The organism is Enterobacter cloacae complex sp. 2022EL-00788 (assembly GCF_026627565.1).
Classification (GTDB): Bacteria; Pseudomonadota; Gammaproteobacteria; order Enterobacterales; family Enterobacteriaceae; genus Enterobacter; species Enterobacter pasteurii.
The window spans coordinates 40,914-57,713 of record NZ_JAPNMC010000020.1 but is presented as its reverse complement, the minus strand read 5'-3'; the positions used below and the strand labels follow the sequence as shown (position 1 = coordinate 57,713).

Here is a 16,800-nt window from a genome sequence, read left to right as displayed (position 1 = left end):
ATGATTTACCTTTCTGCGGTTGGCATGGTCAACGCCCTGGGCAACTCGGCTGATGAAATAGCGGCAAACCTGAACGCAGGCGTGGCGCCCGGGATGCGTCCGCGCGCGGGCTGGCTACAGGGCTTTCCGGAGGCCGTGCTGGGAGGCGTTGAGGGTGAACTTCCGCCTATACCCGAGCGTTTTTCCGCCCATCGCAGCCGCAACAACCAGCTGCTGCTGGCGGCGCTGGCGCAAATACGGCCCGCGGTTGAGGCGGCCATTAACCGCGCAGGACGCGACCGCGTGGCGGTGGTGCTGGGCACCAGCACCTCCGGGCTGGACGAGGGTGATGAAAACGTGCGCCTCTCCCGGAGCGGCGAGCGCAGCCCGAAGTGGCAATATCCGCAGCAGGAGCTCGGCGATCCGTCGCGCTTTCTCGCCAGCTGGCTTGAGCTGGACGGCCCGGCGTATACCATCTCGACGGCCTGCTCCTCCAGCGCGCGGGCGATTATCAGCGGGCGTCGCCTGATCGACGCCGGGCTGGTGGACGTCGCCATCGTCGGCGGCGCAGACAGCCTGAGCCGCATGCCGGTTAACGGCTTCAACAGCCTGGAGTCACTCTCGCCGACCCTGTGCGAGCCGTTTGGCCGCGACCGTCGGGGGATCACCATTGGTGAAGCGGCGGCGCTCATGGTGCTGACCCGCGAGCCGGGAGAAATTGCGCTTCTGGGCGCGGGAGAATCCAGCGATGCGTACCATATTTCCGCCCCGCATCCGCAGGGTGAAGGGGCGATCCGCGCCATCAACCAGGCGCTGAACGAGGCGGGGATCACGGCGGAGGACGTAGGCTATATCAACCTGCACGGCACCGCCACGCCGCTGAACGATCGGATCGAGGCGCAGGCGATCCACGACCTCTTTTGCGAACGCGTGCCGTGCAGCTCGACGAAACACCTAACCGGCCACACGCTGGGCGCCGCCGGGGTCACCGAGGCCGCCCTGAGCTGGCTGATCCTGACCCGCGGCCTGCCGCTGCCGCCGCAGGATTTTTCCCGCTACGCGCCGGACGACACGCTCCCCGCCTGCGGCTTGCTGCACCACAGCGCGCCGCTGAAAAAGCCGACGATCCTGTCGAACTCGTTCGCGTTTGGCGGCAACAACGCCAGCCTTCTGCTGGGGAGAGTGTGATGCGCTATTTACCGCCAGGCGATTATCTTCCTCACGACGCGCCGATGATGCTGCTCGAAACCGTTGAGAGCGTGACCGACGACAGCGCCGTCTGCCGCGTGACGGTAAACGGGCAGGGCGTCCTTGCGCCCTTCCTGAACGCTAATGGCGACCTGCCCGGCTGGTTTGCGCTGGAGCTGATGGCCCAGACCGTGGGCGTCTGGTCTGAGTGGCACCGGATGCAAAAAGGGCTGCCGCACTGTGCGCTGGGTATGGTGCTGGGCGCGCGCGAGCTGACGTGCGGCGCGGGGCATTTTGCCGCAGGCAGCACGCTGAACATCACCATCGAACGCCTGATGCAGGATGAACGCTTCGGCAGCTTCGAGTGCGCCGTTCAGTGCGACGGCGTGCCCCTCGCCACGGGCCGCGTGAATACCTTCCAGCCGAGCGAGGATGAATTAACCACACTTTTCAACCAGGGAACACCACCATGAGTCTGAGTCGATCCGTACTGGTCACCGGGGCCAGCAAAGGCATTGGCCGCGCCATCGCCCTTCAGCTTGCGGCGGACGGTTTTACCGTCGGCGTGCACTACCATCGTGATGAGGCGGGCGCGCAGGAGACGCTGGATGCGATTGTCCGGGCGGGCGGCGCGGGCCGTTTACTCACGTTCGACGTGGGCAACCGCGAGCAGTGCCGCACGGTGCTGGAGCAGGAGATCGCCGATCGCGGCGCGTTTTATGGCGTGGTAAGTAACGCCGGCATTACCCGCGACGGCGCGTTTCCGGCGCTCAGCGAGGATGACTGGGACCGCGTGATCCACACCAATCTCGACAGTTTTTATAACGTTATTCACCCCTGCATTATGCCGATGATTGGCACCCGCAGGGGCGGTCGGATCGTCACCCTGTCGTCGGTGTCAGGCATTATGGGCAACCGTGGGCAGGTGAACTACAGCGCGGCCAAAGCCGGGATTATCGGGGCCACCAAAGCGCTCGCCACCGAGCTGGCGAAACGCAAAATTACCGTCAACTGCATCGCGCCGGGGCTGATCGATACCGGCATGATCGAGATGGACGAGGCCGCGCTGAACGCGGCGATGTCGATGATACCCATGCAGCGCATGGGCCAGGCCGAAGAGGTGGCCGGGCTGGCGAGCTACCTGATGTCGGATAAGGCAGGCTACGTGACGCGTCAGGTGATTTCGATTAACGGAGGCATGCTATGACCCGCCGGGTAGTGATTACGGGCACGGGCGGCGTTACCGCGTTTGGCGAGGACTGGCCGACCATTTCGCGCCGCCTGCGCGGGTATGAAAATGCGGTGCGCACCATGACGGAGTGGCAGGCGTATGACGGCCTGCAAACCCTGCTCGCCGCGCCGATTGAAGGCTTCACCCTCCCCGCTCACTATACCCGCAAGCGCATTCGCGCCATGGGCCGCGTGTCGCTGCTTTCAACCCGCGCCACCGAGCTGGCGCTGGAGCAGGCGGGCCTGATCGACGACGCGGTGCTCACCAACGGTCAGACCGGGATCGCCTACGGCTCGTCGACGGGCAGCACCGGGCCGGTCAGCGAGTTTGCCTCCATGCTCACGGAAAAGCACACCCATAACATTACCGGCACCACCTACGTGCAGATGATGCCGCACACCACTGCGGTCAACACCGGGCTGTTCTTTGGCCTGCGCGGACGGGTGATCCCAACGTCGAGCGCCTGCACCTCCGGCAGCCAGGCGATTGGCTACGCCTGGGAAGCGATTCGTCACGGATACCAGACGGTGATGGTGGCGGGCGGCGCGGAAGAGCTGTGCCCCTCGGAGGCGGCGGTTTTCGATACCCTGTTTGCCACCAGCCAGCGTAACGACGCGCCGAAAACCACGCCGTCGCCGTTTGACGTTCAGCGCGACGGCCTGGTGATTGGCGAAGGGGCTGGCACCTTAATTCTGGAAGAGCTGGAGCACGCCACCGCGCGCGGGGCGACAATTTATGGCGAGATCGTGGGCTTTGCCACCAACTGCGATGCGGCGCACATCACTCAGCCCCAGCGTGAAACCATGCAGGTGTGTATGGAGCAGTCGCTGGCGATGGCCGGTCTGCAGCCTCAGGACATCGGCTACATTTCTGCCCACGGCACGGCGACCGACCGCGGGGATATCGCCGAGAGCCAGGCGACCGCCGCCATTTTCGGCGACGGGGTGCCCATTTCATCCTTAAAGAGCTACTTCGGCCATACTCTGGGCGCCTGCGGGGCGCTGGAAGCCCTGCTGAGCCTGCACATGATGCGGGAGGGCTGGTTCACGCCGACGCTCAATTTAAGACAACCGGATGAGCAATGTGGCGCTTTAGATTATATTATGGGGGAAGCCCGCCCGATTGACTGCGAATTTATACAGAGCAATAACTTTGCCTTTGGCGGCATCAATACCTCAATAATCATCAAACGCTGGGCGTAACTATGTACCAGTTTGTACTGGGAAAGATCTCCACCCTTAGCGCGGACCCGCTGGCGTCAACGCTCGCAGACAGGGCACCTCAGGGTGCACGACGCGCTTCCTGGCTTGCAGGCCGGACGCTGCTCGCCAGAACCTTATCCCCCTCGCCTCTCCCCGAGATAATCTACGGCGAGCAGGGAAAACCGGCCTTCGCTAGCGGCCATCCGCTGTGGTTTAACCTGAGCCACAGCGGGGACGACATTGCCCTGCTGCTGAGCGACGAAGGCGAAGTTGGCTGCGATATTGAAGCGATCCGCCCGCGCGAGAACTGGCAGGCGCTGGCGAATGCCGTCTTCAGCCTTACCGAACATGCGGAGCTGGAACGTGAAGCTCCGGAAGAGCAGCTTTCCGCCTTCTGGCGCATCTGGACGCGCAAAGAGGCCATCGTCAAACAGCGCGGCGGCAGCGCGTGGCAGATTGTCAGCATTGACAGCACCGCCCAGCCGCTGCCGGTCAGCCAGCTACGCGTCGGCTCGCTGAGCCTTGCGGTCTGTACGCCCACGCCCTTCACCCTGACGGCGGAATTAATCGCTTATTCCGGTACCTCTGCGGCATAAAAAAACGGCCATTCCGGTAAAACCGCAATGGCCGATGTGCATTTAACGCGCTGCGAAGCTTATTTTAAATTTTCAGGGAAGTTTGCCGGCAGCTCGCTGGCGGCACACGCGATTACGCTGTCATCGTTAGCGCCGCAGTCGCGTACAAAGGTAATCGTCGCAAATTCATCAATCACCTCCGTCGGATAGGCCGGACCGGCATCACGGTAGCTGTTCATCAGCGGAATGTGATCGTTCTGGAAGCAGACGGTTTTTTCCGGATTGTTCATGACCCAGCGCGGGAAGAAGATGGTGCCGTGGAACAGGCTGTCGCCCAGGTTCACAATCAGGCTTACGTCGGTACCGGTTGGCTCCGTCCAGGAAATTTTATAGATGCTCTCCCCGACGCGAACGATGTACGCCTGCTGATCTTTCACCCAACGGTTGCCCACCAGACCGCTGTGAATACGGTAGTCGAGGGTATTCTCGTTTTTGACGTAAATTTCGTAGTTCCAGCCATTATCGTAGGTATAAACCAGATGTTTGCCGACGAAGCCGCTTAAGTCATGTTTGTCGAAGGTGCTCATAAGATGTCTCCTTTGTTTTGATGAAGCTATCGTACCCCTTCAAAAAATGAATGAATAACGCTATGTTTGAATCAAATTCATCCAAAATTTAGATTGATCATGCATAAGACGACGCTAGAACAATGGGCCCTGCTGGAGAGAGTAGTTGAGGCTGGCAGCTTTGCCAGAGCTGCGGAGGAGACGCACCGCAGCCAGTCCTCGGTCAGCTATAACCTGTCGCTTTTGCAGGAGCGGCTTGGCGTGGCGCTGTTAATGACTGAAGGCAGGCGGGCGGTGCTGACCCCGGCGGGAGAACTGTTGCTGAATCAGGTGAAGCCGCTGCTGAAAGCCTTCGCCTACGTTGAGACGCGCGCCGCCACCCTGCGCAGCGGTATGCGAACCCGTATCGATCTGATGGTAGACAGTATTTTTCCGCGCGGCCGGCTGTTTGCGATTTTGCGCCAGTTCCAGCAGCGGTATCCGCAAACGCAGGTGCGGCTCACCGAGGTGCTGGAAAACAGCCGGGAAGATGCGCTCAATGATGAAGCCGACGTGATGGTCTTAACCCGCCGCCAGGACATTACCGGGCTGGGTGAATGGCTAATGAACATTGATTTTGTCGCCGTCGCGCATCATGCGCACCCGCTTTTTGCGCTGGACACGCCGCTAAATGACGAGACGCTGCGGCCGTGGCCACGCATTCAGATCGCAGACAGCCAGCCCGCCGTTCGCCCGGGCGGCGAGTCGTGGACCTTTTCCACCATTGATGCCGCGATCGAGGCGGTGATGTATCAGGTTGGGTACGGCTGGCTACCGGCAGAACGCATTCAGCCCCAGCTTCAGCAAGGCATACTCAAAACCCTGCCCCTCAGCCACGGCATTCGACGCGCCACGCCGCTCCACCTCATCGTTAAGCGCTCCCTTAGCCCGCTGGACGAGCAGGTTGAGACGTTGTTGCGCCTTTTTAAGCAGGAGCCGTCATCGTCAACTGCTACGCTTTAAGGTCTGAAGGTTAAGACAACAAGGAGCGAACGATGAAAATCGATTTAACGGGGAAAGCGGCGCTGGTGACCGCATCAACCGGCGGGATTGGCTTCGCCATCGCCCGCGGGCTGGCGGAAAGCGGTGCGGAAGTGATTGTGAACGGGCGCAGCATCGACTCGGTAAATAAGGGCATTCAGGCGCTGCAGCAGGTGGTGCCAGGCGTACAGGTTCGTGCCGCCGTCGCCGATCTCAGCTCGCCGGAAGGCGTAGACGAATTGCTCAGGGTCGCCTCGCAGGTCGATATTCTGGTCAATAACGCCGGGATTTATGGTCAGCAGGATTTTTACTCCACCGACGACGATACCTGGGAACGCTACTGGCAAACCAACGTGATGTCCGGCGTGCGGCTCTCCCGCGCCCTGCTGCCGGGCATGGTGCAAAAAGGCTGGGGCCGCGTGGTGTTCATCTCGTCAGAATCGGCCTGCAATATTCCTGCGGACATGATCCACTATGGCGTAACGAAAACCGCGCAGCTCTCCCTGGCGCGCGGGCTGGCGAAGTTCGTGGCCGGCAGCGGCGTCACCGTGAACAGCGTGCTGCCCGGGCCGACAATGTCGGACGGCTTTGCCGCGATGATGAAAGACGAGATGGAGAGAACCGGTAAATCGCTGGAACAGCTGGCGAACGCGTTTGTGATGGCGAACCGCCCCAGCTCGGTTATTCAGCGCGCCGCGACGGTTGAAGAAGTGGCCAATATGGTGGTGTATGTCTGTTCAGTGCAGGCCTCCGCTACCTCCGGCGCGGCGCTGCGCGTCGACGGTGGCGTGGTGGATGACATAGTTTGACCCGTCAGTCACAGGTTAGAGAAAAAATGAGGACTGATATAAGGACTGTGAAGATAAAGCAGGTAAACTAGTGAACAGAATGTGTATTTAAGCTAAGACGTATTTATGACCAATATGATTGCCGACGAAGCCGTGGCCAGATCCAGCGTGCTCTCTGTCTTTGACTTTGATGGTACGTTGACGCACCACGACAGCTTTATTCCCTTCCTGCGCTTTGCCTTTGGCAAGCGCTACTTTGCGGGCCGCCTGGTGCGGATGGCCCTGCCCACGCTGCACTGCGTGCGCCGCAAGCTGACGCGTGATGAGCTGAAAGAGGTGCTGATTAAAACCTTCCTGACGGGGGTGGATGAGCGCTGGTTACGCCAGCAGGCAGAGGCCTTCTGTGAAAAATACTGGAGCAAGCTGATGCGCCCGGAAGGCGTTATGGCCGTGGCTAACGAAGTCAATTCCGGTGCGGAAGTGACGATTTGCTCCGCCTCCCCGGCGCTGGTATTACAGCCGTGGGCCGACAGGCTCGGCATTAAGCTGATTGGCACGCAGCTGGAGGTGAAAGACGGCAAGCTGACCGGGCGGATCACCGGCAACAACTGCCGCTGCGCGCAGAAAGTGGCGAGGCTGGAGAAGGTGTATGGCGACCTGAACGCGTATCACCTGCGCGCCTGGGGCGACACGCGAGGCGACCACGAGCTGCTGGCGGCGGCGCAGGATCCGCACTGGCGGCACTTCCATCATCCGCGCAAGCGCCGGAACTCACCGATTAAGGGGTAAGTGCGGTCTTTTGCCCTCACCCCGCCCTCTCCCACAGGGAGAGGGATAAACCCAAATCGTAGGCCCGGTAAGCGAAGCGCCACCGGGCGGTACATCAGGCCTCACGTTTCCCCGGGAACATCACGCTCGCAATAATCCCCAGCGCCAGCACGCCCAATACCACGAACAGGCTGGCCGTTGCGCCAATGCTGTAACCGTGGTGCCAGAAGTGGTCGGTCGCATTTAGCCCCAGCTTGAACGCCACGAAGAACAGCAGCAGCACTACCGCTTTCTCCAGATGCACCAGATACTGCTTCAGCGCTTCCAGCACGAAGTAGAGGGTACGCAGGCCGAGGATCGCGAACATCATTGCGCTGTAGATAATCAGCGGCTCGCGGCTGACGGCAATGATCGCGGGGACGGAGTCAAACGCGAACATAACGTCGGACAGCTCCACCACCGCGACGCAGAGCAGCAGCGGCGTCGCGTAGCGCTTCGCCTTCTTCACGCGGCCTACCATCACATCCTTGTTTTCAGGCTTCTCCAGTTCGGCATCCACCTCTTTCTGGGTCAGGATAAACGCATGGCTGCTGATTTTTGGCCAGACCGGATAGAAGCGTTTTACCAGGCGGTACGCCAGGTGACCGGAGTAATCTTCCACCTCGTCGCTCTCTTCATTGCGCCTCAGCATCATCACCGCCGTCCAGCCAACGACCAGCGCAAAAATGACCTCAACGTATGGCCCCAGGCTCAGCAGGCTGGTGCCGATAGCAACAAAAATACCGCGGAACACGATCGCCCCCAGCACGCCCCAGTAGAGCACGCGGTGGCGATACTTATCCGGTACGCCGAACCAGGCGAAGATCGCCATCATCACGAACAGGTTGTCGACGGAGAGAACCTCTTCCAGCGCATAGCCGGTGAGGAACAGGCTCGCCATCTCCGCGCCGTGGTGCACGTATAAGAAGCCTGCAAACGCCATGGCCATCATGACCCAGAAGATGGACCACATGGCCGCGCTTTTCAGCGAGATCGGTTTATCGTGACGGTGCATGAAGAGGTCGATAAACATCGCCCCAACGGCCATCACCACAAAGACAACAACGGTTTCCGTCGGGAAACCGAGATGAGCAGCAGACATAGACAACCCTTTTAAGAAGACAAAACACAACACCATGCAGGCTGGCGTAAACCAGAAGTGGAAATGGGGGAACGTGTTATTCGCATATACCCCACAAAACCGCAGCTCTGTGGCCGCGCAAGGTATGTACTTTACCTCACAACGTGGGGTGGTGCATCTGTCGTTTAGGCACATTCCGCAGCGCGCATTATCTGTGAGTCACGTCTTATTTACATCATTTAAACCTTCCATTAACTGGATAAAAAGAACGCGCCGACGCTATAGTGGTTTTGTTTAATAAAACTGAGTTGTACCTGATAAAACCAAGAACAGACCCTGCGAGGAACACATGACAGAACATATTCGTAATGGCGTTGCCGCCATTGAGGACATAGAACGAGAAACTATGCGCAAGGTGATCTGGCGTATTCTTCCGTTTCTGATAGTCAGTTACCTGATTTCCATTATCGATCGCGGCAATATCGGTATGGCTTCGCTACAGATGAATGAGGATCTCGGCCTCAGCAAAGCGGCGTTTGGCTTCGCCAGTAGCCTCTACTTCGTGGCGTATTTTCTGTTTGAAGTTCCAAGCAATCTGGCGATGCAGAAAGTTGGCGCACGCTTGTGGATCCCCCGCATTATGATCAGCTGGGGCGTGGTATCCATGTGCATGGCACTGGTACAAAACACCACGTCGCTTTATATCGTGCGTTTTCTTCTGGGTGCCGCTGAGGCGGGCTTTTTCCCCGGCGTCGTGCTCTTTCTGACCTGGTGGATCCCTTCCCGCTACCGCGCGCGAATTATCGCGTCCTTTATGGTTGCGATCCCGCTGGCCAATTTTATCGGCTCGCCGCTGTCCGGGTTGATCCTCTCACTGGATGGCTGGCTGGGCCTGCGCGGCTGGCATCTGCTGTTTATCATTGAAGGTTTACCCGCGGTTCTGCTGGGTATTGCCGCCTGGTTTGTTCTTCGCGATCGCCCTCACCAGGCCAACTGGCTTAGCGCGGAACAGAAAAAATGGCTGGAAACGACGCTTGAAACCGAGCGTCAGCAGCAAAAAAATATCGGTCACCAGACGACGTGGCAGCTGCTCCGGCATCGTCAAATCTGGCTGCTGGCCCTGATTTACGCAGGCGCGTCATCGGCAGGCACCACGATCAGCGTCTGGTCACCGCAGCTGCTGAAATCGTTCCACCTGGATAATCTGGAGACCGGGCTGTTCAACGCCATTCCTTACGGCCTGGCATCCGTACTGATGATTGTCTGGGGACGGAGTTCTGACCGAACCAACGAACGCCGCTGGCATACCGCTCTGACCCTTTTCATGATTGCCGCAGGCGTAATCGCCGCATTTGTGAGCACCTCCCTTTTTGCCACGATTATTATATTGAGCATCATTCTGATAGGGGCGTATTCAATGAAGGGGCCGTTCTGGGCGCTGGCGTCAGGCTGGATGAGCAGCACGTCTGCCGCTGCGGGGCTGGCCGCGATTGGCGCCATCGCTAACCTTATCGGCGGCGCGGTGATGGTTAACGCTTACGGCATCATCAGCGAGCGGACCGGTAGCCACACGCTGGCCATGCTTCCTCTGGCTGCGCTGTGCGTCGCAGGAGGTGTCGCGGTGCTGGTGATGGGACGGCAGGCGCGCAATTCGCATCTGCATGAAAAGCAGGTCACCCATTAGACATAAAAAAGCGGGACGCCCGTCCCGCGTTATGCTCAGAGGCTCTCTTCCGCAGCGTCTTGCGTTTCCCCATAAAACTGCTGGCAGAAAGCCTTACTCGCCCCCATTTTCTGCGACAGGCGACTGGCGGTGGCGTGCATCAGCTGGCTGATCCCCTGTTCACGGCGATCTTCAGTCAGTCTGGAGATGGGCCCGGTCAGCGCCAGCGCCGCAATCAGCTTGTCGTTGACGCCGAAGACGGGCATCGCAAACGCCGCGGTATGCGGATCCCGGGCGCCTGCGGTATAGAGCGGAACGGCGGGTTCTCCCTCCGGGGGCGCGTCATTCAGGCCCCAGTGGCGAAGCACCTTACTGATGGCAGAATCGTCCAGCGGAAACTGAGTGCCCGGCAGATTACTGTGGCGTAGCCCGTGGGAGGCTTCCGCACGGAACAGGCACAAGCGTTGCCCGCCTTCTAACACATACCAGCTGGCGCTCTCCTGAGAGGCCAGGGATAATGCCTGAAGCTCGGGCTGCACCACCCGGGAAAGATGGAAAGATTGTTCATAAAGCTTACCGAGGTAAAGCAGACGTGGGCCAAGCGCGTAATTGCCGTCCTCGTGCCTGACGACATAGTTCATTCGTTCAAGCGAATTCATTAACCGGTAAACCGTGGTTTTGTGATAACCCGACAGCTGCGCCAGCGCGGTCAGCGTCAGGCTCTCATCGCCGGGACGGAAGCAATCCAGTAAAGCCAGCGCCTTTTCGACCGCTACAACGCCTTCATTACCCATCATCATCTCCTTTTCTGCTCGGCAGTGAGTGTACCTTAATTTTTGTGAGTCACTTCGTGTTTACATCACAAACGCCGCCGCAGATCTGGCTAAAGGGAAAGCTACACCGCTATAGTTGTTTTGTATTGTACACCTGCATTGTACACAGTAAAACAATATGGAGGCATTCATGTCCGTTTCAGAAAAACCATTCATTAACCGTCAGTTCGAACGCGTATCGGCCGAAGAGGTTCACCAGGCCGCCGAGTATCAGGCCGCCATTCTGGCGGACGTTGCCGGTCGCCGCGGTACGCTGCATGGTCGTATCAAGCCGCTCGCACCTCACATGGTCGTTGCGGGCCCGGCGGTCACCGTGGAGGTGCGTCCGGGAGATAATCTGGCCATCCATGCCGCAATGGCCGTCGCGCAGCCGGGCGATGTGCTGGTTGTTGACGGTAAAGGCGACCTGACCTGCGCGCTGCTCGGCGAGATTATGGCGACGCAGGCCCAGGCGAGCGGTATCGCGGGCATCATCATTGACGGGGCGGTACGTGATGCCGACACCCTGAGTAAAGGGCACTACCCGGTCTTCGCGGCCGGCCTCAACCCCTGTGGCCCGACAAAATCAATTCCTGGCCGGGTAAATCATCCCATCTCCATTGCCGGAGCGACGGTACGAGCCGGGGATCTGGTTGTAGCGGACATCGACGGCGTGGTGGCGATCCCGCGTGATGAAGTTCAGGCCGTTATCGCCATGGCTAAAGGGAAACTCGAAACGGAGACCAGACGTCTTGCTGCTATTCGTGAGGGCGATTTACGTCCGCACTGGCTTAACGACGCGCTGCGCAAGGCGGGCATGTTATCTGACGGGGAGACGCTGTAATGGGAGGGAAACGCGTTGTGCTGGTCACCGGGAGCGATCTGGCAGACCAGGCTGTAGACATGCTGCGGGACGTTGACGTGGTGTATGCCGGCCGTCAGCCTACGGAAAATGAGCTGGTTACGCTGTGCGAGCGGCACAATCCCGTGGCCATCCTGGTGCGTTACGGCAGGATAACCGCGAGGATCATGGACGCAGCCCCCGCGTTACGGGTCATATCGAAACACGGAAGCGGTATTGACGTGATAGACCAGCCAGCGGCAGCGGCGCGTAATATCGCCGTACGTTCCGCCCCCGGCGCCAATGCGGCAGCGGTGGCAGAGCATACCTGGGCGCTGATCCTTGCCTGTGCCAAATCCGTGGTCACCCTCGATAAGCGCCTGCGCGACGGGCACTGGGATAAAGCCACGCACAAATCGATCGAACTGGAAGGTATGACGCTGGGGCTTGTCGGCCTGGGAGCTATCGGCTCGCGGGTTGCGGCTATAGGTCAGGCATTCGGCATGCAGGTGGTAGCGTACGATCCGTACGCTAAAACGATGCCTTCAGGTTGTGAGCGGGCAAACACCTTAACGGACCTGCTTTCCCGTGCCGACGTTATCTCCCTGCACTGCCCGCTCACCGACGAAAACCGGGGAATGATCAACGCAGAGACGCTTGCGCACTGTAAGCGTAACGCTATTCTGGTTAACACGGCGCGCGGCGGGTTAATAAACGATGAAGCCCTGTTCCACGCCCTGAAGGAGGGAACGTTGCACAGCGCGGCACTCGACAGCTTTACCAGCGAGCCACTGACCGCCCCGAACCTGTGGCAGAACGTCGAAAACGTCATTATCTCGCCGCATATTGGCGGCGTCAGCGCAGCGTCTTACATCAAGATGGGAACCGTGGCGGCCAGCAATATTCTGGACGTTTTGCGCGTGACTGACGACGCCACCGTCAGCCCGTAAGCGCATTGATGAATGACGGCGCCCGCCTGTCACTTATCCTCAGCGAGTGCCTGCGCGCATGCCCAGGCACTGGCCCACGCCCACTGGAAGTTATACCCGCCGAGCCAGCCGGTTACGTCCATCACTTCGCCAATAAAATAGAGGCCCGGCACGTTGCGGGCTTCCATCGTGCGCGAGGAGAGCTCATTCGTGTCAACGCCGCCCAGCGTTACTTCCGCCGTGCGGTAGCCCTCGGTGCCGTTTGGCTGCACGCGCCAGTTCGTTAGCGTTTCCACCAGCGTTTCCTGCTCGCGGCTGTTCAGCTGCTTAAGCGACACGTCCGGGATCTGCCCTAACGCCTGCAGACACTCAACAAGACGCTTCGGCAGCTGCATCGCCAGGGTATTTTTCAGGCTCTGATTCGGGTGCGCGGCGCGCTGTTCGTTAAGGAACGCGTCCAGATCGCAATCCGGTATCAGGTTCACGGTGACAAACTCTCCCGGCTGCCAGTAGCTGGAAATCTGCAACACCGCCGGCCCCGAGAGGCCGCGATGGGTAAAGAGCAGGTTTTCGCGGAATACCGTACCGTCTTCGGCAGTGATGACCGACGGAACCGACACGCCGGAAAGCGTCTGAAGCTGCTCAAGCAGCGGCTTATGCAGCGTGAACGGCACCAGCCCGGCGCGGGTTGGCAGCACCTTCAGGCCAAACTGCTCGGCGATTTTGTAGCCGAACGGCGAGGCGCCGAGCCCCGGCATCGAGAGGCCGCCGCTGGCGATCACCAGATTATCGGCGCTGACGGTTTCGCCGTTGAGCTGCAGCGTGTACCCCTGCTCGTCGCGCGCGACCCCGAGCACTTCCGTGCGCAGGCGCATCACCACCCCGCCTTTCTCGCACTCGGCCACCAGCATATCGACGATTTGCTGGGCAGAGTCGTCGCAGAACAGCTGTCCCAGCGTCTTCTCATGCCAGGCGATACCGTGTTTACCTACCAGTTCAATGAAATCCCACTGGGTGTATCGCGCCAGCGCAGATTTACAAAAATGACGGTTCTGGCTCAGATAGGCCGCCGGCTCGACATAAAGGTTGGTGAAGTTACACCGCCCGCCGCCGGACATCAGGATCTTGCGGCCAGGCTTTTTTCCGTTATCCAGCAGCAGCACGCGACGACCCGCCTGTCCGGCCATTGCCGCACAAAACATACCCGCCGCACCGGCGCCAATTATTACGGCATCAAACCTTTCCACGTCAAAATCCTCTTCGTTAACTGCCGCGGATTGTAAAGTTTCCTCAGTGGTCGCACCAGCGTAAAAAGATATTACAAAGCCATTCCATTGATATTTAAAGATTATCCTTTCAGGCACATTTCTCAAATCAGGTGGTATGTCAAAAAAAGTCTATATTTCACTTTGCCCGTTGCGCATTTGTCCTGGATAATGCGCCGCGTTCATGTCCTCAAAATGGCGTAACGTCCTATGCTACATTTGTTTGCCGGCCTGGATTTACATACCGGGCTTTTATTATTGCTTGCTCTGGTTTTTGTGTTGTTTTACGAAGCGATCAACGGCTTCCACGACACCGCAAACGCAGTCGCAACGGTTATCTACACTCGCGCAATGCGATCGCAGCTTGCGGTTGTTATGGCGGCGGTATTTAACTTTTTTGGTGTCCTCCTGGGCGGACTGAGCGTTGCGTATGCGATCGTGCATATGCTGCCAACGGATCTGCTGCTTAACGTTAGTTCTGGTCATGGCCTTGCCATGGTGTTCTCAATGCTGCTTGCCGCCATTATCTGGAACCTCGGTACCTGGTATTTCGGCCTGCCTGCATCCAGTTCTCACACCCTTATCGGCGCGATTATCGGTATTGGGTTAACCAATGCCCTGATGACCGGCACATCGGTTGTTGATGCGCTGAACCTGCCTAAAGTGCTGGGCATTTTTGGCTCTCTCATCATCTCCCCTATCGTGGGTCTGGTCGTTGCGGGTGGATTAATTTTCATTCTGCGTCGCTACTGGAGCAACACGAAGAAACGCGCGCGCATCCACCTCACGCCAGCAGAGCGTGAAAAGAAAGACGGCAAGAAAAAGCCGCCGTTCTGGACGCGTATCGCTCTGATCGTTTCCGCCATCGGCGTTGCCTTCTCTCACGGCGCGAACGATGGTCAGAAAGGTATTGGTCTGGTGATGCTGGTTCTGATTGGCGTCGCACCGGCGGGATTCGTGGTTAACATGAATGCCTCTGGCTACGAGATCACCCGTACCCGTGATGCGGTGAACAACGTTGAAACGTACTTCCAGCAGCACCCGGATCTGCTGAAGAAAGCAACCGGCGTAGACCAGCTTATCCCTTCTCCTGACTCTGGTGCACTGACTGCACCGGGCGAGTTCCATTGCCACCCGGCAAACGCGATTAACGCGCTGGAGCGTGCGAAGGGCATGCTGGCCGATATCGAAAGCTACGACAAACTGGCTGTTGAACAGCGCGGACAGCTGCGTCGCATCATGCTCTGCATCTCCGACGTGACCGATAAAGTCGCGAAGCTGCCAGAGGTGACTGCTGACGACAAACGTCTGCTGAAGAAACTGAAAGGCGATATGCTCAACACCATTGAGTACGCGCCAATCTGGATCATCATGGCCGTCGCGCTGGCGCTGGGTATCGGTACGATGATTGGCTGGCGTCGTGTGGCGACCACCATCGGCGAGAAGATCGGTAAGAAAGGCATGACCTATGCGCAGGGTATGTCCGCGCAGATGACGGCGGCGGTTTCTATCGGTCTGGCAAGCTACACCGGTATGCCGGTATCAACAACCCACGTACTCTCCTCTTCCGTGGCAGGTACCATGATTGTTGACGGCGGCGGTTTGCAGCGTAAAACCGTGACCAACATTCTGATGGCCTGGGTGTTTACCCTCCCGGCGTCCATCCTGCTGTCTGGCGGTCTGTACTGGATTTCGCTGAAGCTGATTTAATCGGTTGAAGGCGACAAAAAAGCGGGTCAGGAAACTGACCCGCTTTTTTTATGCTCAGTGCCAAATCATCAGTGCAATCATACTCACCAGCACCAGGCCACAGAGGGCGCTGGTCAAAATGAACTGACGACGCAGGCGCTCGCAGCGACGGATAAACTCTTCATCGTGGTGATCGCGGTAGCGCTGGTAGTAGATATACCCCACCAGACGCATCTGCTTGCTGGGCTGCCCGTGCGAGGTGAAGAACCCTCCACCGTCCACATACTGATAAAGCAACGGATCGCAACCACGAAGTACCACTAACAGCGCACGTAACGATGAGAAGTAGCGCGCCATATTCACTATGCAAACCACGCATAACGCCCAAAACAATGCGACGGTGCTAATCATACATCCTCCCCGGCGTCCGCCCACGAAGCGAGGCTCCTGAGCTACCGCACACCAATGCCCTGACAGACAGTTCAGTGAAAGAATGACTAAAAGTCGATCCGGTTCGCGTTTTGATATCCGAACGGCTCATTGAATAGTGTAGGAGATCCGTTAATTTTTTTGCCACAAGGTTAATCGTTATCAACACCAAAGCTTGAAAAATATGTTTAACTGGGCCGTAATGAAAGCATCAGACGACGCTTTCCCATTTAGTCATCGATAACTTAAGGAAGGAGTAACACTATGGCTTACAAACACATTCTTATCGCGGTAGACCTCTCCCCGGAGAGCAAAGTGCTGGTTGATAAAGCAGTCTCTATGGCACGTCCCTACAACGCGAAAGTTTCGCTGATTCACGTTGATGTGAATTACTCCGACCTTTACACCGGTCTGATCGACGTGAATCTTGGCGATATGCAGAAACGCATCTCCGAAGAGACTCACCACGCGCTGAGCGAGCTTTCCACCAACGCGGGCTATCCGATCACCGAAACCTTAAGCGGTAGCGGCGACCTGGGCCAGGTGCTGGTTGATGCGATTAAGAAATACGATATGGACCTGGTGGTATGCGGCCATCATCAGGACTTCTGGAGCAAGCTGATGTCTTCAGCGCGCCAGCTGATTAACACCGTGCATGTGGATATGCTGATTGTTCCTCTGCGCGACGAAGAAGACGAGTAAGTGCATTAAATTCCCCTCACCCTAACCCTCTCC

The 16,800-nt window shown here is 58.4% G+C and carries 18 protein-coding genes; 13 read left to right on the top strand and 5 right to left on the bottom strand.

Annotation, left to right across the window (positions count from 1 at the left end):
- Genes OWK27_RS22380 through acpT form a run of 5 tightly spaced genes read left to right on the top strand, consistent with a single transcriptional unit; the run spans position 1 to position 4,196 of the window.
- A complete protein-coding gene (locus OWK27_RS22380) occupies positions 1–1,167 on the top strand; it encodes a beta-ketoacyl-[acyl-carrier-protein] synthase family protein (protein WP_267591251.1) in 1,167 nt (388 codons plus the stop codon).
- Entirely contained in the window at positions 1,167–1,640 is a 474-nt protein-coding gene (locus OWK27_RS22375; protein WP_267591250.1) for a 3-hydroxy-fatty acyl-ACP dehydratase, read from the top strand. Before OWK27_RS22380 ends, OWK27_RS22375 begins: the two co-directional genes overlap by 1 nt.
- A gap of 2 nt (positions 1,641–1,642) precedes the next feature.
- On the top strand, positions 1,643–2,374 hold the full coding sequence (locus OWK27_RS22370) for a 3-ketoacyl-ACP reductase FabG2 (RefSeq protein WP_148420605.1): 732 nt from the start codon (positions 1,643–1,645) through the stop codon (positions 2,372–2,374).
- Positions 2,371–3,600 (top strand): beta-ketoacyl-ACP synthase, encoded by a 1,230-nt coding sequence (locus OWK27_RS22365; RefSeq protein WP_176609267.1) that lies wholly within the window; start codon positions 2,371–2,373, stop codon positions 3,598–3,600. Before OWK27_RS22370 ends, OWK27_RS22365 begins: the two co-directional genes overlap by 4 nt.
- Positions 3,601–3,602: 2 nt before the next feature.
- Positions 3,603–4,196: a 4'-phosphopantetheinyl transferase AcpT gene (gene acpT, locus OWK27_RS22360; protein WP_148420522.1), complete on the top strand. Its 594-nt coding sequence runs from the start codon at positions 3,603–3,605 to the stop codon at positions 4,194–4,196.
- Between the two features lie 59 nt (positions 4,197–4,255).
- On the opposite strand, the gene OWK27_RS22355 is transcribed toward acpT, so the two are convergent.
- Positions 4,256–4,762 carry a phenolic acid decarboxylase gene (locus OWK27_RS22355; protein WP_148387039.1) on the bottom strand — a complete coding sequence of 169 codons (507 nt, stop codon included), beginning with the start codon at positions 4,760–4,762 and terminating at the stop codon, positions 4,256–4,258.
- Positions 4,763–4,861: 99 nt separating this feature from the next.
- Here OWK27_RS22355 and OWK27_RS22350 point away from each other — a divergent pair, with 99 nt between their 5' ends.
- The 3 genes from OWK27_RS22350 to OWK27_RS22340 all read left to right on the top strand — a co-directional run bounded on the left by OWK27_RS22350 (position 4,862) and on the right by OWK27_RS22340 (position 7,338).
- Complete coding sequence (locus OWK27_RS22350; RefSeq protein ID WP_267591249.1) at positions 4,862–5,743, top strand: LysR family transcriptional regulator; 882 nt, start codon at positions 4,862–4,864, stop codon at positions 5,741–5,743.
- 32 nt (positions 5,744–5,775) lie between these two features.
- Positions 5,776–6,570, top strand: a complete 795-nt coding sequence (locus OWK27_RS22345; protein WP_193355790.1) for an SDR family NAD(P)-dependent oxidoreductase — start codon at positions 5,776–5,778, stop codon at positions 6,568–6,570.
- A gap of 105 nt (positions 6,571–6,675) precedes the next feature.
- Positions 6,676–7,338: an HAD family hydrolase gene (locus tag OWK27_RS22340; protein ID WP_267591248.1), complete on the top strand. Its 663-nt coding sequence runs from the start codon at positions 6,676–6,678 to the stop codon at positions 7,336–7,338.
- Positions 7,339–7,432: 94 nt separating this feature from the next.
- On the opposite strand, the gene OWK27_RS22335 is transcribed toward OWK27_RS22340, so the two are convergent.
- Positions 7,433–8,458, bottom strand: a complete 1,026-nt coding sequence (locus OWK27_RS22335) for a TerC/Alx family metal homeostasis membrane protein (protein ID WP_148420518.1) — start codon at positions 8,456–8,458, stop codon at positions 7,433–7,435.
- A 328-nt stretch (positions 8,459–8,786) separates the two neighbouring features.
- Here OWK27_RS22335 and OWK27_RS22330 point away from each other — a divergent pair, with 328 nt between their 5' ends.
- The gene (locus OWK27_RS22330) at positions 8,787–10,121 is read left to right on the top strand and encodes an MFS transporter (protein ID WP_176609263.1); all 1,335 of its coding nucleotides are present in this window, start codon (positions 8,787–8,789) and stop codon (positions 10,119–10,121) included.
- A gap of 35 nt (positions 10,122–10,156) precedes the next feature.
- Here OWK27_RS22330 and OWK27_RS22325 read toward each other — a convergent pair whose 3' ends face one another.
- Entirely contained in the window at positions 10,157–10,894 is a 738-nt protein-coding gene (locus OWK27_RS22325) for an IclR family transcriptional regulator (protein WP_267591259.1), read from the bottom strand.
- 169 nt (positions 10,895–11,063) lie between these two features.
- Between OWK27_RS22325 and OWK27_RS22320 the strand changes: the two genes are divergently transcribed.
- Both OWK27_RS22320 and OWK27_RS22315 read left to right on the top strand, forming a co-directional pair.
- A complete protein-coding gene (locus tag OWK27_RS22320; RefSeq protein WP_267591247.1) occupies positions 11,064–11,756 on the top strand; it encodes an RraA family protein in 693 nt (230 codons plus the stop codon).
- A complete protein-coding gene (locus OWK27_RS22315; protein WP_267591246.1) occupies positions 11,756–12,703 on the top strand; it encodes a hydroxyacid dehydrogenase in 948 nt (315 codons plus the stop codon). The genes OWK27_RS22320 and OWK27_RS22315 overlap by 1 nt, the downstream gene beginning before the upstream one ends.
- A 29-nt stretch (positions 12,704–12,732) precedes the next feature.
- Here OWK27_RS22315 and OWK27_RS22310 read toward each other — a convergent pair whose 3' ends face one another.
- On the bottom strand, positions 12,733–13,929 hold the full coding sequence (locus OWK27_RS22310) for an NAD(P)/FAD-dependent oxidoreductase (RefSeq protein ID WP_267591245.1): 1,197 nt from the start codon (positions 13,927–13,929) through the stop codon (positions 12,733–12,735).
- 228 nt (positions 13,930–14,157) lie between these two features.
- Between OWK27_RS22310 and pitA the strand changes: the two genes are divergently transcribed.
- Positions 14,158–15,657, top strand: coding sequence for an inorganic phosphate transporter PitA (gene pitA / locus OWK27_RS22305; protein ID WP_148420513.1), 1,500 nt, complete (start codon positions 14,158–14,160; stop codon positions 15,655–15,657).
- Positions 15,658–15,711: 54 nt separating this feature from the next.
- Here the strand turns inward: pitA and uspB are convergent, their stop codons facing one another.
- On the bottom strand, positions 15,712–16,047 hold the full coding sequence (gene uspB, locus OWK27_RS22300; protein ID WP_059294351.1) for a universal stress protein UspB: 336 nt from the start codon (positions 16,045–16,047) through the stop codon (positions 15,712–15,714).
- 282 nt (positions 16,048–16,329) lie between these two features.
- On the opposite strand from uspB, the gene uspA reads away from it, so the two are divergent.
- Positions 16,330–16,767: a universal stress protein UspA gene (uspA, locus tag OWK27_RS22295; RefSeq protein ID WP_003861223.1), complete on the top strand. Its 438-nt coding sequence runs from the start codon at positions 16,330–16,332 to the stop codon at positions 16,765–16,767.
- The last annotated feature ends 33 nt before the right edge of the window (positions 16,768–16,800 follow it).